Annotated in this window: 20 protein-coding genes; 12 read left to right on the top strand and 8 right to left on the bottom strand. The window is 71.7% G+C overall.

Annotated elements, in window-relative coordinates; all coding sequences use genetic code 11:
* The first annotated feature begins 70 nt into the window (after positions 1–70).
* Together ACFC0Z_RS27245 and ACFC0Z_RS27240 are read left to right on the top strand one after the other, a co-directional pair.
* Positions 71–1,270 (top strand): RNA polymerase sigma factor, encoded by a 1,200-nt coding sequence (locus tag ACFC0Z_RS27245; RefSeq protein ID WP_376443144.1) that lies wholly within the window; start codon positions 71–73, stop codon positions 1,268–1,270.
* 21 nt (positions 1,271–1,291) lie between these two features.
* Positions 1,292–1,960 carry a hypothetical protein gene (locus ACFC0Z_RS27240; protein WP_376443080.1) on the top strand — a complete coding sequence of 223 codons (669 nt, stop codon included), beginning with the start codon at positions 1,292–1,294 and terminating at the stop codon, positions 1,958–1,960.
* On the opposite strand, the gene ACFC0Z_RS27235 is transcribed toward ACFC0Z_RS27240, so the two are convergent.
* Positions 1,899–3,092 carry an SAM-dependent methyltransferase gene (locus ACFC0Z_RS27235; RefSeq protein WP_376443077.1) on the bottom strand — a complete coding sequence of 398 codons (1,194 nt, stop codon included), beginning with the start codon at positions 3,090–3,092 and terminating at the stop codon, positions 1,899–1,901. The two genes, ACFC0Z_RS27240 and ACFC0Z_RS27235, sit on opposite strands and share 62 nt — an antisense overlap.
* 149 nt (positions 3,093–3,241) lie before the next feature.
* On the opposite strand from ACFC0Z_RS27235, the gene ACFC0Z_RS27230 reads away from it, so the two are divergent.
* Complete coding sequence (locus ACFC0Z_RS27230) at positions 3,242–4,186, top strand: polysaccharide deacetylase family protein (protein WP_376443074.1); 945 nt, start codon at positions 3,242–3,244, stop codon at positions 4,184–4,186.
* Positions 4,183–4,386, top strand: coding sequence for a hypothetical protein (locus ACFC0Z_RS27225; protein WP_376443071.1), 204 nt, complete (start codon positions 4,183–4,185; stop codon positions 4,384–4,386). Before ACFC0Z_RS27230 ends, ACFC0Z_RS27225 begins: the two co-directional genes overlap by 4 nt.
* Before the next feature lie 27 nt (positions 4,387–4,413).
* Here the strand turns inward: ACFC0Z_RS27225 and ACFC0Z_RS27220 are convergent, their stop codons facing one another.
* The gene (locus ACFC0Z_RS27220; protein WP_376443069.1) at positions 4,414–4,836 is read right to left on the bottom strand and encodes a DUF6234 family protein; all 423 of its coding nucleotides are present in this window, start codon (positions 4,834–4,836) and stop codon (positions 4,414–4,416) included.
* 288 nt (positions 4,837–5,124) lie between these two features.
* On the opposite strand from ACFC0Z_RS27220, the gene groES reads away from it, so the two are divergent.
* Complete coding sequence (gene groES, locus ACFC0Z_RS27215; protein ID WP_017239619.1) at positions 5,125–5,433, top strand: co-chaperone GroES; 309 nt, start codon at positions 5,125–5,127, stop codon at positions 5,431–5,433.
* Between the two features lie 111 nt (positions 5,434–5,544).
* The gene (groL, locus tag ACFC0Z_RS27210; protein ID WP_376443066.1) at positions 5,545–7,173 is read left to right on the top strand and encodes a chaperonin GroEL; all 1,629 of its coding nucleotides are present in this window, start codon (positions 5,545–5,547) and stop codon (positions 7,171–7,173) included.
* Between the two features lie 127 nt (positions 7,174–7,300).
* Here groL and ACFC0Z_RS27205 read toward each other — a convergent pair whose 3' ends face one another.
* From ACFC0Z_RS27205 to ACFC0Z_RS27195, 3 genes are all read right to left on the bottom strand, one after another.
* Complete coding sequence (locus tag ACFC0Z_RS27205; RefSeq protein ID WP_376443063.1) at positions 7,301–8,002, bottom strand: ester cyclase; 702 nt, start codon at positions 8,000–8,002, stop codon at positions 7,301–7,303.
* 66 nt (positions 8,003–8,068) lie between these two features.
* Positions 8,069–8,842 (bottom strand): SDR family NAD(P)-dependent oxidoreductase, encoded by a 774-nt coding sequence (locus ACFC0Z_RS27200; protein WP_376443060.1) that lies wholly within the window; start codon positions 8,840–8,842, stop codon positions 8,069–8,071.
* A 50-nt stretch (positions 8,843–8,892) separates the two neighbouring features.
* Entirely contained in the window at positions 8,893–9,600 is a 708-nt protein-coding gene (locus ACFC0Z_RS27195; RefSeq protein ID WP_376443057.1) for an MOSC domain-containing protein, read from the bottom strand.
* Between the two features lie 81 nt (positions 9,601–9,681).
* On the opposite strand from ACFC0Z_RS27195, the gene ACFC0Z_RS27190 reads away from it, so the two are divergent.
* A complete protein-coding gene (locus tag ACFC0Z_RS27190) occupies positions 9,682–10,575 on the top strand; it encodes a LysR family transcriptional regulator (RefSeq protein ID WP_376443054.1) in 894 nt (297 codons plus the stop codon).
* Between the two features lie 180 nt (positions 10,576–10,755).
* On the opposite strand, the gene ACFC0Z_RS27185 is transcribed toward ACFC0Z_RS27190, so the two are convergent.
* Entirely contained in the window at positions 10,756–11,139 is a 384-nt protein-coding gene (locus tag ACFC0Z_RS27185) for a WhiB family transcriptional regulator (protein ID WP_376443051.1), read from the bottom strand.
* 434 nt (positions 11,140–11,573) lie between these two features.
* Between ACFC0Z_RS27185 and ACFC0Z_RS27180 the strand changes: the two genes are divergently transcribed.
* The 4 genes from ACFC0Z_RS27180 to ACFC0Z_RS27165 all read left to right on the top strand — a co-directional run bounded on the left by ACFC0Z_RS27180 (position 11,574) and on the right by ACFC0Z_RS27165 (position 15,923).
* Entirely contained in the window at positions 11,574–12,185 is a 612-nt protein-coding gene (locus ACFC0Z_RS27180; RefSeq protein ID WP_003948568.1) for a response regulator transcription factor, read from the top strand.
* Positions 12,186–12,437: 252 nt separating this feature from the next.
* Complete coding sequence (locus tag ACFC0Z_RS27175) at positions 12,438–13,040, top strand: sigma-70 family RNA polymerase sigma factor (protein ID WP_376443048.1); 603 nt, start codon at positions 12,438–12,440, stop codon at positions 13,038–13,040.
* 139 nt (positions 13,041–13,179) lie between these two features.
* Positions 13,180–14,682, top strand: coding sequence for an IMP dehydrogenase (gene guaB, locus ACFC0Z_RS27170; RefSeq protein ID WP_376443045.1), 1,503 nt, complete (start codon positions 13,180–13,182; stop codon positions 14,680–14,682).
* A 116-nt stretch (positions 14,683–14,798) separates the two neighbouring features.
* Complete coding sequence (locus tag ACFC0Z_RS27165) at positions 14,799–15,923, top strand: GuaB3 family IMP dehydrogenase-related protein (RefSeq protein ID WP_360800367.1); 1,125 nt, start codon at positions 14,799–14,801, stop codon at positions 15,921–15,923.
* 76 nt (positions 15,924–15,999) lie between these two features.
* On the opposite strand, the gene ACFC0Z_RS27160 is transcribed toward ACFC0Z_RS27165, so the two are convergent.
* Both ACFC0Z_RS27160 and ACFC0Z_RS27155 read right to left on the bottom strand, forming a co-directional pair.
* Positions 16,000–16,509 carry a hypothetical protein gene (locus ACFC0Z_RS27160; protein ID WP_376443041.1) on the bottom strand — a complete coding sequence of 170 codons (510 nt, stop codon included), beginning with the start codon at positions 16,507–16,509 and terminating at the stop codon, positions 16,000–16,002.
* A 185-nt stretch (positions 16,510–16,694) separates the two neighbouring features.
* Positions 16,695–17,936, bottom strand: coding sequence for a nucleotide sugar dehydrogenase (locus tag ACFC0Z_RS27155; protein ID WP_376443038.1), 1,242 nt, complete (start codon positions 17,934–17,936; stop codon positions 16,695–16,697).
* A 258-nt stretch (positions 17,937–18,194) separates the two neighbouring features.
* On the opposite strand from ACFC0Z_RS27155, the gene ACFC0Z_RS27150 reads away from it, so the two are divergent.
* Positions 18,195–19,901 (top strand): glycerol-3-phosphate dehydrogenase/oxidase, encoded by a 1,707-nt coding sequence (locus ACFC0Z_RS27150; RefSeq protein ID WP_376443035.1) that lies wholly within the window; start codon positions 18,195–18,197, stop codon positions 19,899–19,901.
* The last annotated feature ends 156 nt before the right edge of the window (positions 19,902–20,057 follow it).

The raw sequence follows: 20,057 nt of genomic DNA, 5'->3' as shown, positions 1-20,057 counted from the left end.
GCCGCTGTCGGAGCTCTGTGCTTTCCTTCGGAATGTGACGGTGGAGAGCACCCTGGAGACGGTCTTCCGGATGGAGTCGGCGCGGATCATCGCCACCGTGGCGCGGATCGTGCGCGATGTCGGCATCGCCGAGGAGATCGCCCAGGACGTCTTCGTCGCCGCCCTCGAACAGTGGCCGGAGTCGGGCGTACCGGAACGGCCGGGCGCCTGGCTCACGGCCGCCGGCAAGCACCGCGCCGTCGACCTCGTGCGGCGGCGCGAGACGTACGCCCGCAAGCTCGCCGAGGTGGGCAGGGAGCTCCCGGAGGCCTCGTACGACCCGGAGCCCTCGGGCCCCGGCGACATCGACGACGACGTGCTGCGGCTGATCTTCACCGCCTGCCACCCGGTGCTCTCCCCGGCGGCGCGGGCCGCGCTGACGCTGCGGCTCGTGGGCGGGCTCCGTACCGACGAGATCGCGCGCGCCTTCCTCGTACCGGAGGCGACCGTCGCCGCCCGGATCACCCGCGCCAAGCGGACGCTCGCGCGGGAGGGCGTCGAGTTCGAGGTGCCGTACGGGGAGGAGCGGGCGGCCCGGCTCGGGTCCGTCCTCGAAGTCGTCTACCTCGTCTTCAACGAGGGGTACGCGGCGACCGCGGGCGACGACCTGCTGCGCCCCGGCCTCTGCGAGGACGCGCTGCGGCTCGCCCGCGGGCTCGCCGCCCTCGTGCCGGAGGAGGGCGAGGCGCAGGGCCTGGCCGCGCTGCTCGAACTCCAGGCGTCGCGCACGGCGGCCCGGACCGGCCCCGACGGGCGGCCGGTGCTGCTCGCCGCGCAGAACCGGCGGCGCTGGGACCGGCTGCTGATCCGGCGCGGCTTCGCGGCCCTCGAACGGGCCGGGGACGGGCGCTCGTACGGGCCGTACGCCCTCCAGGCCGCCATCGCCGCCTGCCACGCGCGCGCGGAGACGTACGAGGCCACGGACTGGCCCACGATCGCCGCCCTGTACGGCCGGCTCGGCGCCCTCGCGCCCTCCCCGGTGGTGGAGTTGAACCGGGCCGTCGCCGTGTCGATGGCGGACGGCCCGGAGGCCGGCCTCGCACTCGTCGACGCCCTGGCCGACGAGCCCGCCCTCGCGGACTACCACCTTCTGCCGAGCGTACGCGGCGACCTCCTGGCCCGGCTGGGCCGGACGGCGGAGGCCCGGGCGGAGTTCGAGCGCGCGGCCTCGCTCACGCGGAACGCGCGGGAGCGGGAGCTGCTGCGGGAGCGGGCAGGGGAGTTGAGATGAAGGCCCTCTAGGGTGCGGGGTATGTCTCCGCGTACCCCGCTGCCCCCTCCGCCCCCGCCCGCCGAGCTCCGGAGCTGGCCCGACCGGGAGGCCCGCATCGCCGATCGGGCGCTCGCGCTCGACGCGTTGGGGTGGCGGCTGCTCGGAGTGGGGCGCATGGCGATGTTCCTGGTGTGGTGCGCGCTGCTCCAGCTGGGGTGGGGGCTCGTCGGGTTCCTGCTGATAGCCGTCGGCGGGCCCGCTCCCGATCCGATCACGACGGCGATCGGGGTCTTCACGGCGGCCCTCGGCCTCGGTCTCCTCGTCCCCGTCGTCTGGCTCACCGTCCGCAGCCACCGCCGCGACCGGGCGGTCCGGGACCTCCTGGTCCAGTGGGCGGCCCTCGACCGGCACAAGCCGACCGACGACCGGCTGCGCGCTCCGGGCCGCAGCGCCTGCTGGCTGGTGGTGTCCTTCGCGCTGTGCGGGATCGGGCTCTGGCTTGGCTTCGTCGTGCCCGCGAGGGCCCGGTGGGAGGACGGCGGTTACGGCCTCGTCGCGTACGGGATGGGCGCCGCCCTGATCTTCTGGGTCACCGGACTCACGGGCCTGGCCAAGGCCTTCGGCCACTACCGCTTCGCCGTGCGGCTCAGCGGCCCTCGCCCGCCGGGCGGCCGATCAGCATCGTCGGGGCGCCCGCGACCCGAGTGAGCAGGACCGTCGCGGAGTTGGGGCCCTTCGGCTTCACCTTGCGGCGGATCTCCTCGGGTTCGACGGCCGAGCCGCGCTTCTTCACCGTCAGGGTGCCGACCTCGCGTTCCCGCAGGAGGGCCTTCAACTTCTTGAGGTTGAAGGGGAGTTCGTCGGTGATCTCGTAGGCGGAGGTGTACGGGGTGGGGGTGAGCTCGTCCGCCGTGATGTACGCGATCGTCTCGTCGATCAGGCCGCCGCCGAGCTCCTCGGCGACCTCGGCGACCAGGTGCGCGCGGATGACGGCGCCGTCGGGCTCGTACAGGTAGCGGCCGACCGGGCGGACCGCCGGGTCGGGGAGGCCGCGGCCGGTGATTCCGGCGCCCGAGGGCAGGAGGGTGGCGCGGCGCGCGCCCGGGTCGGTGCCGAACCAGAGCACCGCCTCCTTCACGTCCCCGCCGTCCGAGATCCACTCGGCCTCGGCCTCCTCGGGGACGGCCTCGTGCGGGATGCCGGGCGCCACCTTGAGGGCCGCGGCCTGCCGGGCCGTACGGGCCGCCTGGACGGCCCAGGAGAGCGGCGGGGAGTACGCCTCCGGGTCGAAGATCCGGCCGCGGCCGCCGCGCCGGGCCGGGTCGACGAAGACCGCGTCGTACGGCTCCGTGTCGATCTCGGTGACGTCGGCCTCGCGGACCTCGATCAGGTCGGCGAGTCCGAGCGCCTCGGCGTTCGCGCGGGCCACGACGGCGGTCAGCGGGTCGCGGTCGACGGCGAGGACGGAGATTCCGGCGCGGGCGAGCGCGAGGGCGTCGCCGCCGATGCCCGAGCACAGGTCGGCGACGCTGCGGACGCCGAGCGCCTTGAGGCGGGCCGCGCGGTAGGTGCCGACGGAGGCGCGGGTCGACTGCTCGACGCCGTTGGGCGTGAAGTACATCCGGTACGCGTCCTCGGCGCCGAACTTCGCCACCGCGCGCTGCCGCAGCCGGGCCTGCCCGACCGCCGCCGTGACGAGCTCCGCCGGGTGGTCGCGGCGCAGCCGGGAGACGACCGCGAGCTCCTGGGAGGGCTCGTAGTCGCGCAGGGCGGCGAGGAGCGTCTGCCCCTCGGGCGTGAGTAGGGCGGTGAAGGCGGCGAGGTCGGTCACCCGTCCCATTGTGGTGCCTGCCGCGGGTCCGGGGCGCTGTGGGCCGCCCGGGGGACGAAGGTGACGGATTGGCGGTGTCGTGTCACGCAGAGCCACGAACGCTGACAGGATGCGGCGCCATACGGCTAGTACGACTAGTACGACAAGAGGAAGAATCCATGGTGAAGAGCGCGCGTCTTTTCCGGCGGACCCTCGGGGCCGCTCTCGTCGTCGCGGCACTCACGTCCGCCGCCACCGCCTGCTCCGAAGAGGCCGCCGAGCGCGGGCACGGGGCGCCGGCCCCCGCGCCGGGCCAGCAGGGGCGGCAGGGGCAGGGCCAGGGGCAGGCGGCCGGCTCGGGCGGCGCCCTGAACGCGTACGTCGAGAAGGTCAAGCGACAGCGGGCGGCGCGCGTGCTCGCCGCGAAGAAGTGGGGGCTCGCCAAGGCGCCCCTTGAGGCCCCGGCCCCGCCGAAGACCAAGCCGCGGATCACCACGCGCAAGGGCTTCGAGACGGACGGGGAGGGGCTGCCGCCGGTCTTCACCACCGTCCCGACCAAGCAGAAGGTCGTCTTCCTGACCATCGACGACGGCGCGGAGAAGGACCCCGAGCTGCTGCGGATGATGAAGGACCTGCGCATCCCGTACAGCGCCTTCCTCAGCGACTACGTCGTCAAGGACGACTACCCGTACTTCGCCAAGATGCAGAAGTCGCTGCCGGAAGGGGTCGCCCTCCACAACCACACGCTCAACCACCGCTACCTGCCGGCGCTCTCGTACACGCAGCAGAAGCGCGAGATCTGCGGCATGCAGGACGTCATCCAGAAACGATTCGGCAAGCGGCCCCCGCTCTTCCGCCCGCCCTACGGCAACTACAACGAGGACACCCTGCGCGCCGCGAAGACCTGCGGCGTCAAGGCGGTCCCGCTGTGGGCCGCCGAGGCCTTCCCCGACCACATGGAGTGGCGCGAGTGGGACCGGGACCTGCACCCCGGGGACATCGTCCTCACGCACTTCCGCGGCGAGGAGGACTGGAAGGGCTCGATGTCCGACATGGTCCGGCGGGTGATGAACGTGATCACGGCGAAGGGGTACGCGGTCGCGAAGCTGGAGGACTACGTATGAGCCGGCGGCGCGGTACGTGCGCCCTGATCGCCGCGACCCTGCTGCTCTGCCTCACCGGCTGCGCCTCCGCCGTCGACCCGCTGGAGCGCCTCGGCCGCAAGGCCGTGGAACAGACCCGCGAGGGGGAGCGCCGCGCGGGCGTGGAGCACGTACGCGCGGGCGTGGAGCACGTACGGGCGGAGGGGCTTCCCCTGGGCTGAAGGCTTCCCGGGAGGGCGAGGCGGGGCTCACCCTCCCGGGCACTCGCACGGCCCGCCCCCGCTGGTGCACACGCAGCGCTGCTCCGCCGGGGCCGGGGCCGACGGCGGGGCGGGGTGCGAGCGCGTCCACTCCTCCGTCCCCACCGCGACCGTCGCCACGGCGAGGAGTCCGGCCGCCAGGAACTGTGCTCCGGCACTCCAGGGCCAGCCGCCGCGCCGCAGCGCGAACGCGAGCAGCAGCAGGCCCGCCGTCATCGTGACGAAGAGCAGCACGGGGATCCAGTCCATCGGTGGCGGCCAGGTGTCCACCCGTTCGTGGACCGACGTCCAGGCGCGCAGCCCGAGCATGAAGAGGGTGATCAGGGCGAGGACGCCGTCGAGCAGGAGGAGCGCCAGGGCGAACAGGACGTCGTGGGCCGTGCGTACCCGGGGGCGGGGTGTGGTCGCCATGCCCGCACCCTCGTACGGAACCGCCGGCTCCGCGAGCACGTTGTCCTCACGGGACGGCAACAGCGCCGTGACGGCGGCTGGGATGACGGGTGCGACGACGCGCTCGACGGTCGGGAATTGGCACTCCGCTTGACCGAGTGCTAATCGCGGCCATAGTCTCGGCTCTGGCACTCCCCACTGGAGAGTGCCAACACAGCGACGGGCAGGTCCGGCACCCGCGACGACGGATCCACCTGGTCGCCACCTCAGACAGTTAACCCCGTAATCTCCGAAGGGGGAGGTCGGATCGTGACGACCACCAGCTCCAAGGTTGCCATCAAGCCGCTCGAGGACCGCATTGTGGTCCAGCCGCTCGACGCCGAGCAGACCACCGCCTCTGGCCTGGTCATTCCGGACACCGCCAAGGAGAAGCCCCAGGAGGGCGTCGTCCTGGCCGTGGGCCCGGGCCGCTTCGAGAACGGCGAGCGCCTGCCGCTCGACGTCAAGACCGGCGACATCGTGCTGTACAGCAAGTACGGCGGCACCGAGGTGAAGTACAACGGCGAGGAGTACCTCGTCCTCTCGGCTCGCGACGTGCTCGCGATCGTCGAGAAGTAATTCACCGAAGTATCTGCAACCAGATGCTTTGAGCTGCGCCCCTTGACCCCGCACCGGGCGTCCGGGGGCGCAGTTCGTTCCACCTGATTCCGAGAGGGCTGAACCGCTCCCATGGCGAAGATCCTGAAGTTCGACGAGGACGCCCGTCGCGCCCTTGAGCGCGGCGTCAACAAGCTTGCCGACACGGTGAAGGTGACGATCGGCCCCAAGGGCCGCAACGTCGTCATCGACAAGAAGTTCGGCGCCCCCACCATCACCAACGACGGTGTCACGATCGCCCGCGAGGTCGAGATCGACGACCCGTACGAGAACCTCGGTGCCCAGCTCGTGAAGGAGGTGGCGACCAAGACCAACGACATCGCGGGTGACGGCACCACCACCGCCACCGTGCTCGCCCAGGCCCTGGTCCGCGAGGGTCTGCGCAACGTCGCCGCCGGCGCCTCCCCGGCCGCCCTGAAGAAGGGCATCGACGCCGCCGTCAAGGCAGTCTCCGACGAGCTGCTCGCCACCGCGCGCCCGATCGAGGACAAGTCCGACATCGCCGCCGTCGCCGCGCTCTCCGCGCAGGACCAGCAGGTCGGCGAGCTCATCGCCGAGGCGATGGACAAGGTCGGCAAGGACGGTGTCATCACCGTCGAGGAGTCCAACACCTTCGGCCTGGAGCTCGACTTCACCGAGGGCATGGCCTTCGACAAGGGCTACCTGTCCCCGTACATGGTCACCGACCAGGAGCGTATGGAGGCCGTCCTCGACGACCCGTACATCCTGATCAACCAGGGCAAGATCTCCTCGATCCAGGACCTGCTCCCCATCCTCGAGAAGGTCATCCAGGCCGGTGGCAGCAAGCCGCTCCTGATCATCGCCGAGGACGTCGAGGGCGAGGCGCTCTCCACCCTCGTCGTCAACAAGATCCGTGGCACCTTCAACGCCGTGGCCGTCAAGGCCCCCGGCTTCGGTGACCGCCGCAAGGCGATGCTCGGCGACATGGCCACCCTCACCGGTGCCACCGTCATCGCCGAGGAGGTCGGCCTCAAGCTCGACCAGGCCGGTCTGGACGTGCTGGGCACCGCCCGCCGCGTGACCATCTCCAAGGACGCCACCACCATCGTCGACGGTGGCGGCAACGCCGAGGACATCGCCGGTCGCGTCGGCCAGATCAAGGCCGAGATCGAGTCCACGGACTCCGACTGGGACCGCGAGAAGCTCCAGGAGCGCCTCGCGAAGCTCGCCGGCGGCGTCTGCGTGATCAAGGTCGGCGCCGCGACCGAGGTCGAGCTCAAGGAGAAGAAGCACCGTCTGGAGGACGCCATCTCCGCGACCCGCGCCGCGGTCGAGGAAGGCATCGTCTCCGGTGGTGGCTCCGCGCTCGTCCACGCCGTCAAGGTCCTCGAGGGCAACCTCGACAAGACCGGCGACGAGGCCACGGGTGTCGCGGTCGTCCGCCGCGCCGCCGTCGAGCCGCTGCGCTGGATCGCCGAGAACGCCGGCCTCGAGGGCTACGTCATCACCTCGAAGGTGTCGGAGCTCGACAAGGGCCAGGGCTTCAACGCCGCGACCGGCGAGTACGGCGACCTGGTCAAGGCCGGCGTCATCGACCCGGTGAAGGTGACGCGCTCCGCCCTGGAGAACGCCGCCTCGATCGCCTCCCTGCTCCTCACCACCGAGACCCTCGTGGTGGAGAAGAAGGAGGAGGAGCCGGCGGACGCGGGTCACTCCCACGGCCACGGCCACTCCCACTGAGGCTCGTAGCGTCTGATCGCTCGTAGCGACCGCTCGCTTGTGGCGACTGCTCGCTCGTAGCCGATCGCCGAGGCCCGGTGCTCCCGTCGCGGGAGCACCGGGCCTCAGTGCTGTCCGGTCGCCGGGCTCACGCCTCGACCGCGCCGAGCTGGCCCATCAGGCCGAGCAGGTCGTACTGCCACCAGCCCTCGACGATCTTCCCGTCGTCCCGGAACCGGTGGATCACCGTGCCGGTCATGGAGACCTTCTGCCCGGTGGGCTGGAGCCCCATGAAGTCGCCGACGTGCGTGCCGTTCCACGTCCAGCGCGTGCAGACCCGGTCCCCGTCGGCGAGCTGGTCCTCGACCGTGAAGGCGAAGTCGAACGCCCCGCGCCACATCTCCGCCTCGCGGCGCAGCGCGTCCATGCCGTGGGCGTCCTGCGGGTTGGTGGGGTCGTGGTCGTGGTACCCCTCGGCGAACACCTCGTCCAGCGGCGGGAGCTCCTCGTCGGTGGTCGCGATCAGGTCGAAGAAGCGGCGGACGTTGGCCTTGTAGAGCGCCTCGTCCCGGACGACGTCCAGGTCGGTGAAGGTCGGCATCTCGTCGCAGAGGGCGACCATCTCCCGGAAGATCCGGTCGGTCTCGGGCAGTTGCGAGTTCCGCATGGCCACGTCGTACGAGGGGAACTCCACGATCTCCACGACGTGCGACGCGTCCGACCGGTCCTTCCCGACGATGCTGTGGATCGCGGTCCGCTTGCCCTCGGTCCGTTCGACCCACTGGTCCATGAGCCGGTTGAGGTCGTCGACCCGACTGGTCTTGCAGTCGATGATCTGTACGAATGTCATGGCGCCGCCTCCCGACCCAGACCCCCAGGTAGGACCCTTCCAGTCTAGGTCGCGGGGGCGTGGCGGCTACTGCGGACCGTACTTCCGTCCCGCCTTCGACGAGACCCCGCCGAGCAGCCCCCGCGGCGCCAGCTTCACCACACCCATGAGGGCCTTGTAGCGCGGGTCCGGGATCGACAGCGTCTTCCCCCGGTCCAGGTCGGCCAGCGCCGCCACGACCAGCTTGTCGGCGTCCAGCCACATCCACCCGGGGATGTTGTCCGTCCCCATCCCGGCCCGCTCGTGGAACTCCGTCCGTACGAAGCCGGGGCACAGCGCCATCAGCCGTACGCCGCTGCCCGCGAGGTCCCGCGCCGCGCCCTGGGTGAACTGCACGACCCACGCCTTCGAGGCGCCGTACGTGCCGCGCGGGAGGAAGGCCGCCACCGAGGCGACGTTGACGACCCCGCCCCTGCCCCGCCCCTTCATCGCCGAGGCGGCGGCCGAGGTCAGCCGGAGGACGGCCTCGCAGTGGACCGTCAGCATCTTCAGCTCGTCGGCCATGGAGACTTCGAGGAAGCGGCCCTTGTTGCCGAAACCGGCGTTGTTCACGAGCAGGTCGACGGGGTGCTTCGGGTCGGAGAGCCGCGCCTCGACGGCGGCGATGCCCTCCTCCTCGGAGAGGTCCGCGGCGAGCACCTCGGCCTCGACGCCGTGCCGGTCGTGGAGCTCGGTCGCCTGCTCCCGCAGCCGCTTCACGTCCCGCGCGACGAGCACGACATCGTGCCCGTCCGCCGCCAGCTTCCGCGCGAAGGCGGCCCCGATGCCCGCGGTGGCGCCTGTGATCAGTGCAGTCGTCATACGGGCACGGTAGTGCCCCGGCGCATGACGGTCCCCGCCCCGGGCCGCTGTTACGCGCCCGCGTACTTCTCGGCGTACTGGCGTGCGAGCGCGAGCAGCCCCGACTCCATCCACTCGGCGGCCGCCAACGTCCTTGGCAGCAGCGTGCGTTCGACCGTCGAGGCGCGGTGCAGGAGGGCGACCGTGATGTCGTGGTCCGGCCGGCGCACGACCGTGATCGCGTCCCCGGCCCGCACCTCGCCCGGCGCGATCACCCGGAGCAGTGCGCCGGGGCCGGCGGTCGACAGGGTGAACCGCTTGACCCAGCCCTTCTCGCCGACGAAGCCCGCGAACGTACGGCACGGGATACGGCTGCCCGTCACCTCGACGACGAGCTCGCCGCCGATCCGCCAGCGCTCCCCGATCAGGGCGTTGTTGACGTCGAGCCCGCGCGTGGTGAGGTTCTCGCCGAACGAGCCCGGGGTCAGCTCGCGGCCGAGCTCCCGCTCCCACAGGTCCATGTCCTCGCGGGCGAAGGCGTACGCGGCACGGTCGGTGCCGCCGTGGAACCGCAGGTCGCAGACCGCGTCCCCGGCGACCCCGCTCGCCCCGACCCCGGTCGCGCCCGGGTCCTGGATGCGGACGGGGCCGTCGACGGGCCGCTTGTCGATGCCCGTCATGCCGGTGGCGGACTCGGTGTAGTCCACGGCCCTGGCACGGCCGGCGTTCACGCTGAGCAGGGTCGGCGAGTTCGCCGACGAGGTCACAGACGAGGTCATGCGGGTACTTTACGGCGATTTACCTCAAAGGCTCACCTGGATATTCGGCGTTTCACCCAAGACTCGCTTATGCTTGAGGTCATGATCGAGGCCCGCCACCTCCGCGTCCTGCGCGCCGTCGCCGCCACCGGTTCCTTCTCGGCCGCCGCGCGCGAACTCGGCTGCACCCAGCCCGCCGTCAGCCAGCAGATGAAGGCGCTCGAATCCTCCGCCGGTACGCCGCTGCTGATCAGGACCGGCCGCGAGATGCGCCTCACCCAGGCGGGCGAGGTCCTCGTACGGCACGCCTCCGGCATCCTCGCGGGGCTCACCGCCGCCGAGGAGGAGGTCGCCGCCATCGCCGGACTCCGGGCCGGCCGGGTCCGCCTGGTCTCCTTCCCGAGCGGCAGCTCCACCCTCGTCCCCACCGCGCTCGCCGCCCTGCGCGCCGCGCACCCCGGAACTCGCGTCTCGCTCGTCGAGGCCGAGCCGCCGCGCTCGATCGAGATGCTGCGGGAGGGCGACTGCGACGTGGCCCTCGCCTTCCGGTACGGAGCGGGGCAGGCCGAGTGGGACGACCTCGTCGTCCGGCCGCTCCTGGCGGACCGCCTGGTGGGCCTGGTCCCCGAGGGGCACCGGCTCGCGGGGGCCGAGTCGGTGGGCATCGCCGAACTCGCCGACGACTCCTGGATCGCCGGCTGCCCGCGCTGCCGCCGCCAGCTCGTGGACGTCTGCGAGGAGGCGGGCTTCACCCCGCGCATCGACTTCGCCACCGACGACTACCCGGCCGTGGTGGGCCTGGTGGGCGCGGGTCTGGGCGTCGCCGTCCTGCCGGAGCTCGCCATCGAGTCCGTACGGCCCAAGGGGGCGCGGACCGTCACCGTGGAGCCCGCGGTGGAGCGGGAGATCGTGGCCCTGACGCTGCCGGACCTGGCGCAGGTCCCGGCGGTCGCGGCCACCCTGGACGAACTGACCCGCGCCGCCACGCGCGCGTAGCCCGTGATGCGCGCCTAGCCCGTGATGCGCGCCGCCACGCGCGCGTAAGGCCTGATCCGCGCCGCCACGCGCGCGCAGGGTGTGCCTACGTCACCACGCGCGCGTGGGCGCGGTTCGTCTTAAGCTCAGGTCAGGCACCGTCGTCGCGGTCGGCCCAACCGCCGTTGGGGAAACGTTCCTTCACATGTGCTCCACGATCGGGCGGCCCGCGGCCGCCGCCGATGCGGTCATGGGCGTGACCGGCCGGGCCGGCGTCGCCGTCGGCGCCGCCGCCGCGATCAGGCGGTTCCTGGCGCGTCCCATGAGCTCTTCGCGTTCGTCCTCGGTGAGGCCGCCCCATACGCCGTAGGGCTCCCGCACGGCGAGTGCGTGTGCCGCGCACTCCGCGCGCACCGGGCACCGCATGCAGACCTCTTTCGCCGAGTTCTCGCGCGCACTCCGTGCCGCGCCGCGCTCTCCCTCGGGGTGGAAGAACAGGGAGCTGTCCACTCCGCGGCAGGCCGCGAGGAGTTGCCAGTCCCACAGATCGGCGTTGGGTCCGGGAAGGCGGGAGAAATCTGCCATTGCGCTTGTCCCCTTGAAACCGTGTCGAACGGATTGGTGGGCGGGTGGATGGCTGATCGTCCGGGGCTCCTCGGGCCCCGACGTCTCGGGGTAGTACAACTACTGTCGAAGTAGATGTAAATATGACTCATTGCGAATCTAGCCACAGACACTGCGAAAAGGGAAGAAAACCGGCTAAATGGGGCAATAGGTTTCGATCGAGGGCAGATAGGCCGCGTCGCTCTCCTCCGCTTACGTGTCCTCACGTAGAGTGCGGAAGGCTGCCGTCCGACCCGTAACTCTTTCGAGTGACCATCGTTGAGAGTGCGGAGGCGGTTGAAGGAACAGGCGATCGGGCAGGTGTCCGAGAGCGTCAATCGCACAGGTGACGATACGTACCAGCCCTGGAGGCTCAAGGTGACGCGCAACAGCTGCGAGAGCCACGGAGGTCAGTCATGACATCCGTCCTCGTCTGCGATGACTCCCCGCTTGCCCGAGAGGCGCTCCGCCGCGCGGTCGCGACCGTGCCCGGCGTCGAGCGTGTGACCACCGCGGCCAACGGCGAGGAAGTCCTCCGCCGCTGGGGCGCGGATCGCTCGGACCTGATTCTGATGGACGTACGCATGCCCGGTCTGGGTGGCGTCGAGACCGTCCGCCGGCTTCTCTCCGCGGACCCCGGCGCCCGGATCATCATGCTGACCGTCGCGGAGGACCTCGACGGCGTCGCGCTCGCGGTCGCCGCCGGTGCCCGCGGGTACCTGCACAAGGACGCCTCGCGCGCCGAACTGCGGGCCACCGTCACGCAGGCGCTCGCCGACCCGACCTGGCGGCTCGCCCCGCGCCGTCTCCGTTCGGCCGAGATGGGCGCCGCGCCCACGCTCACCGCGCGCGAGATCCAGGTCCTGGAGGGCATGAGCCACGGCCGGTCCAACGCGGAGATCGGGCGCGAGCTCTTCCTCTCCGAGGACACCGTCAAGACCCACGCCCGGCGCCTCTTCAAGAAGCTCGGCGCCTCGGACCGCGCGCACGCCGTCGCGCTCGGATTCCGCTGGGGTCTGGTGCGCTGAGGCGCAGGTCACCGGCGCCCTCCCCGTCCTCGATCGCGTCCGCCGAGAGGCGGACGGGGTGGGCTTGTGTCACTTCCCCGCGGAATGCCGCATCCTTGAGGTGTGGAGGATGCGGAGTTCCTCGGGGACGAGTCGGTCGAGCGGGAGGGGAGGGCGACGGAGATGAGTGCCGGCGCACCTGCTCATAACGCTTCGGTGCACAACTACGGACGCGGTGCCGCGAACGCAGGAGCGTCGGGGCACCATGGAGCGATGCGCGACGACGAGACCGTGGGTTCTCCCATGCCTGCCGGGCAAGGGGAGATCGCCGCGCTCGTGCGCCGCGCGGTCGACGGCGACGCGCAGGCCACGCACGACCTCCTCGCGCGTGTCCATCCGCTCGCCCTGCGGTACTGCCGCACCCGCCTCAACCGGCTGCCGGGTGACGCCCGCCACTTCGTGGAGGACCTCGCCCAGGAGGTCTGTGTCGCCGTCCTGATGGCGCTCCCGCGCTACAAGGACACGGGCAGGCCCTTCGAGGCCTTCGTCTTCGCCATCGCCGGACACAAGGTCGCCGACCTCCAGCGGGCCGCCATGCGGCACCCGGGGTCCACGGCCGTGCCCTCCGACGAGATGCCCGAGCGCCCCGACGACTCCCTCGGCCCCGAGGAGCGCGCGCTCCTCAGTGACGACGCCGAGTGGGCCAAGAAGCTTCTCGCCAATCTTCCGGAGAACCAGCGCGAGCTGCTCGTCCTGCGCGTCGCCGTCGGACTGACCGCCGAGGAGACCGGGCAGATGCTCGGCATGTCCCCGGGGGCCGTCCGGGTCGCGCAGCACCGCGCGCTCAGCCGGCTGCGGGCGCTGGCCGAGCAGTAAGTGTCGACCGCGCCGGTCATCCCTTTCGTACACGTGCGAACGTCCAAAGCTCCTCGCTGATCATGGTCGTGGAATGAGACACCGCTCAAGGCCGTTAGCATGGACATCCGCACCGATCAAGGCCATTGGGGAAGGTGTCATGACTGCAAACGTCGACGGAGTGCCCGAGAAATTCGCGACACTCGGGCTGACCTACGACGACGTGCTGCTGCTGCCGGGAGCGTCCGAGGTGCTCCCGAACGCGGTCGACACCTCGTCCCGCATCTCGCGCAACGTCCGCGTGAACATCCCGCTGCTCTCCGCCGCGATGGACAAGGTCACCGAGTCCCGCATGGCCATCGCCATGGCGCGCCTCGGCGGCGTCGGCGTGCTGCACCGCAACCTGTCCATCGAGGACCAGGTCAACCAGGTCGACCTGGTGAAGCGGTCCGAGTCCGGCATGGTCACCGACCCCATCACCGTGCACCCCGAGGCGACGCTCGCCGAGGCGGACGCGCTGTGTGCCAAGTTCCGCATCAGCGGCGTCCCGGTCACCAACCCCGACGGCAAGCTGCTCGGCATCGTCACCAACCGCGACATGGCCTTCGAGTCGGACCGCAGCCGCCAGGTGCGCGAGGTCATGACCCCGATGCCGCTGGTCACCGGCAAGGTCGGCATCTCCGGCGTCGACGCCATCGACCTGCTGCGCCGCCACAAGATCGAGAAGCTTCCGCTCGTCGACGACGACGGCGTCCTCAAGGGCCTCATCACCGTCAAGGACTTCGTCAAGGCGGAGAAGTACCCGAACGCGGCGAAGGACTCCGAGGGCCGCCTGCTCGTCGGTGCCGCCGTCGGTGCCAGCCCCGAGGCGCTGGAGCGAGCCCAGGCGCTCGCCGCCGTCGGTGTCGACTTCCTCATCGTCGACACCTCGCACGGTCACAACAGCAACGCCCTGAGCTGGATGTCGAAGATCAAGTCCAGCGTCAACGTCGACGTGATCGGCGGCAACGTCGCCACCCGTGACGGCGCGCAGGCGATGATCGACGCCGGCGTCGACGGCATCAAGGTCGGCGTGGGCCCCGGCTCCATCTGCACCACCCGCGTGGTCGCCGGCATCGGCGTCCCGCAGGTCACCGCCATCTACGAGGCCTCCCTCGCGGCCCGCGCCGCCGGTGTCCCGCTGATCGGCGACGGTGGCCTCCAGTACTCCGGCGACATCGGCAAGGCGCTGGCCGCCGGCGCCGACACCGTGATGCTCGGCAGCCTCCTCGCGGGCTGCGAGGAGTCGCCCGGCGAGCTCCTCTTCATCAACGGCAAGCAGTTCAAGTCGTACCGCGGCATGGGCTCGCTCGGCGCCATGCAGTCGCGCGGCCAGGCCAAGTCGTACTCGAAGGACCGCTACTTCCAGGCCGACGTCGCCTCCGACGACAAGCTCGTGCCCGAGGGCATCGAGGGCCAGGTGCCCTACCGCGGCCCGCTGGCCAACGTCCTGCACCAGCTCGTCGGCGGCCTGCGCCAGACGATGGGCTACGTGGGCGCCGCCTCCATCGAGGAGATGGAGTCGAAGGGCCGCTTCGTCCGGATCACGTCCGCGGGCCTCAAGGAGAGCCACCCGCACGACATCCAGATGACGGTCGAGGCGCCGAACTACAGCCGCAAGTAACAGGCGGTAACAGAGCGCGACGCGTGGGGGCGGTTCCGGCATATGACCGGGGCCGCCCCTCACGCTTGTGTCGGGGATACTGGTAGGCGCAGACGTAGAGGGAAAGGCCACACATCGTGACTGAGATCGAGATCGGGCGCGGCAAGCGCGGCCGCAGGGCGTACGCGTTCGACGACATCGCCGTCGTACCGAGCCGGCGCACCCGGGACCCGAAGGAGGTCTCGATCGCCTGGCAGATCGACGCCTACCGCTTCGAGCTCCCCTTCCTGGCCGCCCCGATGGACTCGGTCGTGTCGCCGCAGACCGCCATCCGCATCGGCGAGCTCGGCGGCCTCGGCGTCCTGAACCTGGAAGGGCTCTGGACGCGGTACGAGGACCCGCAGCCGCTCCTCGACGAGATCGCGGAGCTGGACGAGGAGACCGCGACCCGCCGTCTGCAGGAGATCTACGCCGCCCCGATCAAGGAAGAGCTGATCGGGCAGCGCATCAAGGAGGTGCGCGACTCCGGTGTCGTCACCGCCGCCGCGCTCTCCCCGCAGCGCACCGCGCAGTTCTCCAAGGCCGTCGTCGACGCCGGCGTGGACATCTTCGTCATCCGCGGCACCACGGTCTCCGCCGAGCACGTCTCCGGCGCCGCCGAGCCGCTGAACCTGAAGCAGTTCATCTACGAGCTCGACGTCCCGGTCATCGTCGGCGGCTGCGCCACGTACACCGCGGCCCTGCACCTCATGCGTACCGGCGCGGCCGGCGTCCTCGTCGGCTTCGGCGGCGGCGCGGCGCACACCACGCGCAACGTGCTCGGCATCCAGGTCCCGATGGCGACCGCCGTCGCCGACGTGGCCGCGGCCCGCCGCGACTACATGGACGAGTCCGGCGGCCGGTACGTCCACGTCATCGCCGACGGCGGCGTCGGCTGGTCCGGCGACCTCCCGAAGGCCATCGCCTGCGGTGCCGACTCCGTCATGATCGGCTCCCCGCTGGCCCGCGCCGTGGACGCGCCCGGCAAGGGCCACCACTGGGGCATGGAGGCCGTCCACGAGGACGTGCCGCGCGGAAAGCTCGTCGACCTCGGCATCGTCGGCACCACCGAGGAGATCCTCGCGGGCCCGTCGCACCGCCCCGACGGCTCGATGAACTTCTTCGGCGCCCTGCGCCGCGCCATGGCCACCACGGGCTACACGGAGCTCAAGGAGTTCCAGCGCGTCGAGGTCACCGTCGCGGACGCCCAGCACAAGCGCTGACCCCGTTCCGTACGGAGGAAGGGCCCCGCACCGGATCGGTGCGGGGCCCTTCCGCGTCCACGCGCGCGCGTACGGGTCAGGCGGCGGCCTTCCTGGCGCCGGAGAACGCGGCGAAGGCGGCTATGCCGAGGAAGAGGAACGTCAGCGGGTCCTTGCCCTCGTTCCAGGCGCTGGTCAGGGCCCCGAACTCCTGGAAGATCAGGTCCGCGGCGGAGGCGTTCAGCTGCTTGCCGGCGATGATCGCCATGCCCAGGAGCTGGCCGAAGTAGACCGCGCCCAGGGCCAGCGCCGCGCTGACGACGGGCAGGATCGGGTTGCGGCCGCCGACCTTGCCGGCGGCGAGGCCGACGAGGAAGCCGACGCCGACGGCGGCCCAGCCGATCTCCCGCTCGATGCCGCCGATGACGGCGCCGTACACACCGCCCGCGACGAGCGCGGCGACGAACGCGGCGACGAGGCCGAGCGCGAGGTTCTCCCGGGCCGGGGCGGGCGGCGGAGTGGCCGGGTAGGGCCCCGGAGCGGCGCTCTCGGCGCTCGTGGCGCCCTCGGCGAACGGGTTGCCGGGCGGCGGGACGGGCTGACTCATGGCGGATTCCCCCCTGGGAACGGTGACGAGGATGCGGCCGCGCACGTCGGTCGTTCAGCGGGCCCAGGTCCCCCCTGGCCCGCGCGCGTGGAACGCGGTGTTCGCGGTGGACCCGGAGGCTAGCAGCCGCCTGTGACAACGGGACAGGGGATTCCGGTGCGGGCCGCTCAGGGGGGCGGTGGGGCTCAGAGGCGGTGGGCCGTGCCGGCGGGAGTGGCGCCTCGGGTGTCGAGGAGGAGTTGGGCCTTCACCGCCAGGCCCTGGAGGTCGTACGTGCGGTGGTGCTGGAGCAGGATCGTCAGGTCGGCGTGGGCGGCGGCCTCGTAGAGGGAGTCCGCGCGGGGGACGGGGACCTCCCCGGCGCGCCAGTCGGGGGCGTGCGGGTCGTGGTAGCTGACGGCCGCGCCCAGGTCCATGAGGCGGCGGGCGATCTCGTCGGCGGGGGAGCCCTGGCGGTCGGGGAGGTCGGGCTTGTACGTGATCCCGAGCAGCAGGACCCGGGCGCCGCGGGCCGACTTGCCGTGCTCGTTGAGGAGGGTCGCGGCGCGCTGGACGACGTACTGGGGCATGCGCTCGTTGACCTGGCCGGCGAGTTCGACGAGGCGGAGCGGGCGGTGGCCGCCGACCGTGTCGACGGGGGCGCCGTGGCCGCCGACGCCCGGGCCGGGGCGGAAGGCCTGGAAGCCGAAGGGCTTGGTCTCGGCGCAGCGGATGACGTCCCAGAGGTCGACGCCGAGCTCGTGGCAGAGGACCGCCATCTCGTTGACGAGGGCGATGTTGACGTGCCGGAAGTTGGTTTCGAGGATCTTGACCGTCTCGGCCTCGCGGGGCCCGCGCGCGCGGACGACCTTGTCCGTCAGCCGGCCGTAGAACGCGGCGGCCGACTCCGTGCAGGCCGGGGTGAGGCCGCCGATGACCTTGGGCGTACCGGAGAAGCCGTGGGTCCGGTTGCCGGGGTCGAGGCGGCCGGGGGAGTAAGCGAGGTGGAAGTCGCGGCCGGCGCGGAGCCCCGAGCCGATCTCCAGGATGTCGCGCAGCAGGCCCTCGGTGGTGCCCGGCGGGACCGGGGACTCCAGGAGGACGGTGGTGTGGGGGCGCAGCCGCGTGGCGAGCGTGCGGGCCGCCTCGGTGACGGCGGTGAGGTCGAGGGTCCGGTCGGGGCCGAGGGGGGTCGGCGCGCAGAGGACGGCGGTGCGGACGCGGCCCAGCTCGGCGGTGTTGGTGGTCGGCCGGAAGCCTCCCGCGAGCATGCGGCGGATCTCGGGGGCGGTGAGGGAGCCGTCGACGGGGGAGCGGCCGGCGGAGAGCTCGGCGGCCGGGCGGGGGTCCGTGTCGTAGCCGATGGTGTCGATGCCTGCGGCGGTGGCGGCCTGGGCGAGGGGGAGTCCGTGGTGGCCGAGGCCGATGACGGCGAGATCAGCGGGCATGAGGGGGCGGACCGTCCTTCCCAGTAGCCGGGCCGGGGGATGTCAGACTAGGCGTAAATATGACCGATATGCGGCATTGTGCGGCGGAAGATCGCCGAGTGTTATCCACAGGGTGGCGGCGGGGCGGTGGCTGATGTCGGTGGAGGAGGACAGAATCGAGTCTGTGAGCCACGCCACAGCGCGGGGCTCTCCGGGCGTGTGAGCGAGGCTCGCGGCTCGTGCAGACGGGATGACGGAGGACGACGGGAGGCGGCAGTGGTGAGGACAGCGACACTGGGCCCCGCCGAGCGCACCGAGGCGCTCGCGGCCATGGCGGAGCGTGAATTGGACGTGCTGGTCGTCGGCGCGGGAGTCGTCGGCGCCGGGACCGCCCTCGACGCCGTCACCAGAGGCCTCTCCACCGGCATCGTCGAGGCCAGGGACTGGGCCTCGGGCACGTCGAGCCGCTCCAGCAAGCTCATCCACGGCGGCCTGCGCTACCTGGAGATGCTCGACTTCGCGCTCGTACGGGAGGCACTCAAGGAGCGCGGCCTGCTCCTGGAGCGGCTCGCGCCCCACCTCGTGAAGCCCGTCCCCTTCCTGTATCCGCTCCAGCACAAGGGCTGGGAGCGGTTCTACGCGGGCTCGGGCGTCGCGCTGTACGACGCGATGTCCATGTCCTCGGGCCACGGCCGGGGCCTCCCCGTCCACCGCCACCTCTCCCGGCGCGGCGCCCTGCGGGTCGCGCCCTGCCTGAGGAAGGACGCCCTGGTCGGCGCCCTCCAGTACTACGACGCCCAGATGGACGACGCCCGCTTCGTCACCACCCTCGTCCGCACCGCCGCGGCCTACGGGGCCAGGGCCGCCAGCCGGGCCCGGGTCGTCGGGTTCCTCCGCGAGGGCGAGCGGGTCGTCGGCGCGCGCGTCCAGGACGTCGAGTCCGGCGGCTCGTACGAGATCAGGGCCCGCCAGATCGTCAACGCGACCGGGGTGTGGACGGACGACACCCAGGCCCTCATCGGTGAGCGCGGCCAGTTCCACGTCCGCGCGTCCAAGGGCATCCACCTCGTCGTCCCCAAGGACCGCATCCACTCGACCACCGGACTCATCCTGCGCACCGAGAAGTCCGTGCTCTTCGTCATCCCCTGGGGGCGCCACTGGATCGTCGGCACCACCGACACCGACTGGGACCTCGACAAGGCCCACCCGGCCGCCTCCAGCGCCGACATCGACTACCTCCTGGAGCATGTGAACACCGTGCTCGCGACCCCGCTCACCCGCGACGACGTCCAGGGCGTGTACGCGGGCCTGCGGCCCCTGCTCGCCGGCGAGTCCGACGCCACGAGCAAGCTCTCGCGCGAGCACACCGTCGCCCACCCGGTCCCCGGGCTCGTCGTCGTGGCGGGCGGCAAGTACACGACGTACCGCGTGATGGCGAAGGACGCGGTCGACGAGGCCGTCCACGGCCTCGACCAGCGTGTGGCCCCCTGCGTCACCGAGGACATCCCGCTCCTCGGCGCCGAGGGCTACCGGGCGCTGTGGAACGCCCGGGCGAGAACGGCCGCGCGGACCGGACTGCACGTCGTCCGCGTCGAGCATCTCCTCAACCGGTACGGCTCCCTGACGGAGGAGATCCTCGAACTGGTCGCCGCCGACCCGGACCTCGGCCGGCCGCTCACCGGAGCCGACGACTACCTGCGCGCCGAGATCGTCTACGCGGCCTCGCACGAGGGCGCCCGCCACCTCGACGACGTCCTCACCCGGCGGACCAGGATCTCCATCGAGACCTTCGACCGGGGGACGCGGAGCGCGCGCGAGTGCGCGGAGCTGATGGCGCCCGTCCTCGGCTGGGACGACCGGCAGGTCGACAAGGAGGTCGAGCACTACGAGAAGAGAGTCGAGGCCGAACGGGAGTCGCAGCGCCAGCCCGACGATCTGACGGCCGACGCGGCACGGCTCGGGGCCCCGGACATCGTGCCGATCTGACAGGACGTCCGTGTCCTGTGGTGTCCGGGGGGAACCTGGGAGGCGTCCTGGGGCGTCGTCATCCCGGAGTACGGACCCGGGGGCGGCGGCCTTCCCGAAGTGAGGGACAATGGCCTCTCTTCCAGGGCGGGTTACCACATCGTGCCGGAAGCGGCA

The sequence above is a fragment of the Streptomyces sp. NPDC056144 genome (assembly GCF_042264145.1).
Taxonomy (GTDB): Bacteria; Actinomycetota; Actinomycetes; order Streptomycetales; family Streptomycetaceae; genus Streptomyces.
This window is presented reverse-complemented; position numbering and strand designations above follow the sequence as displayed.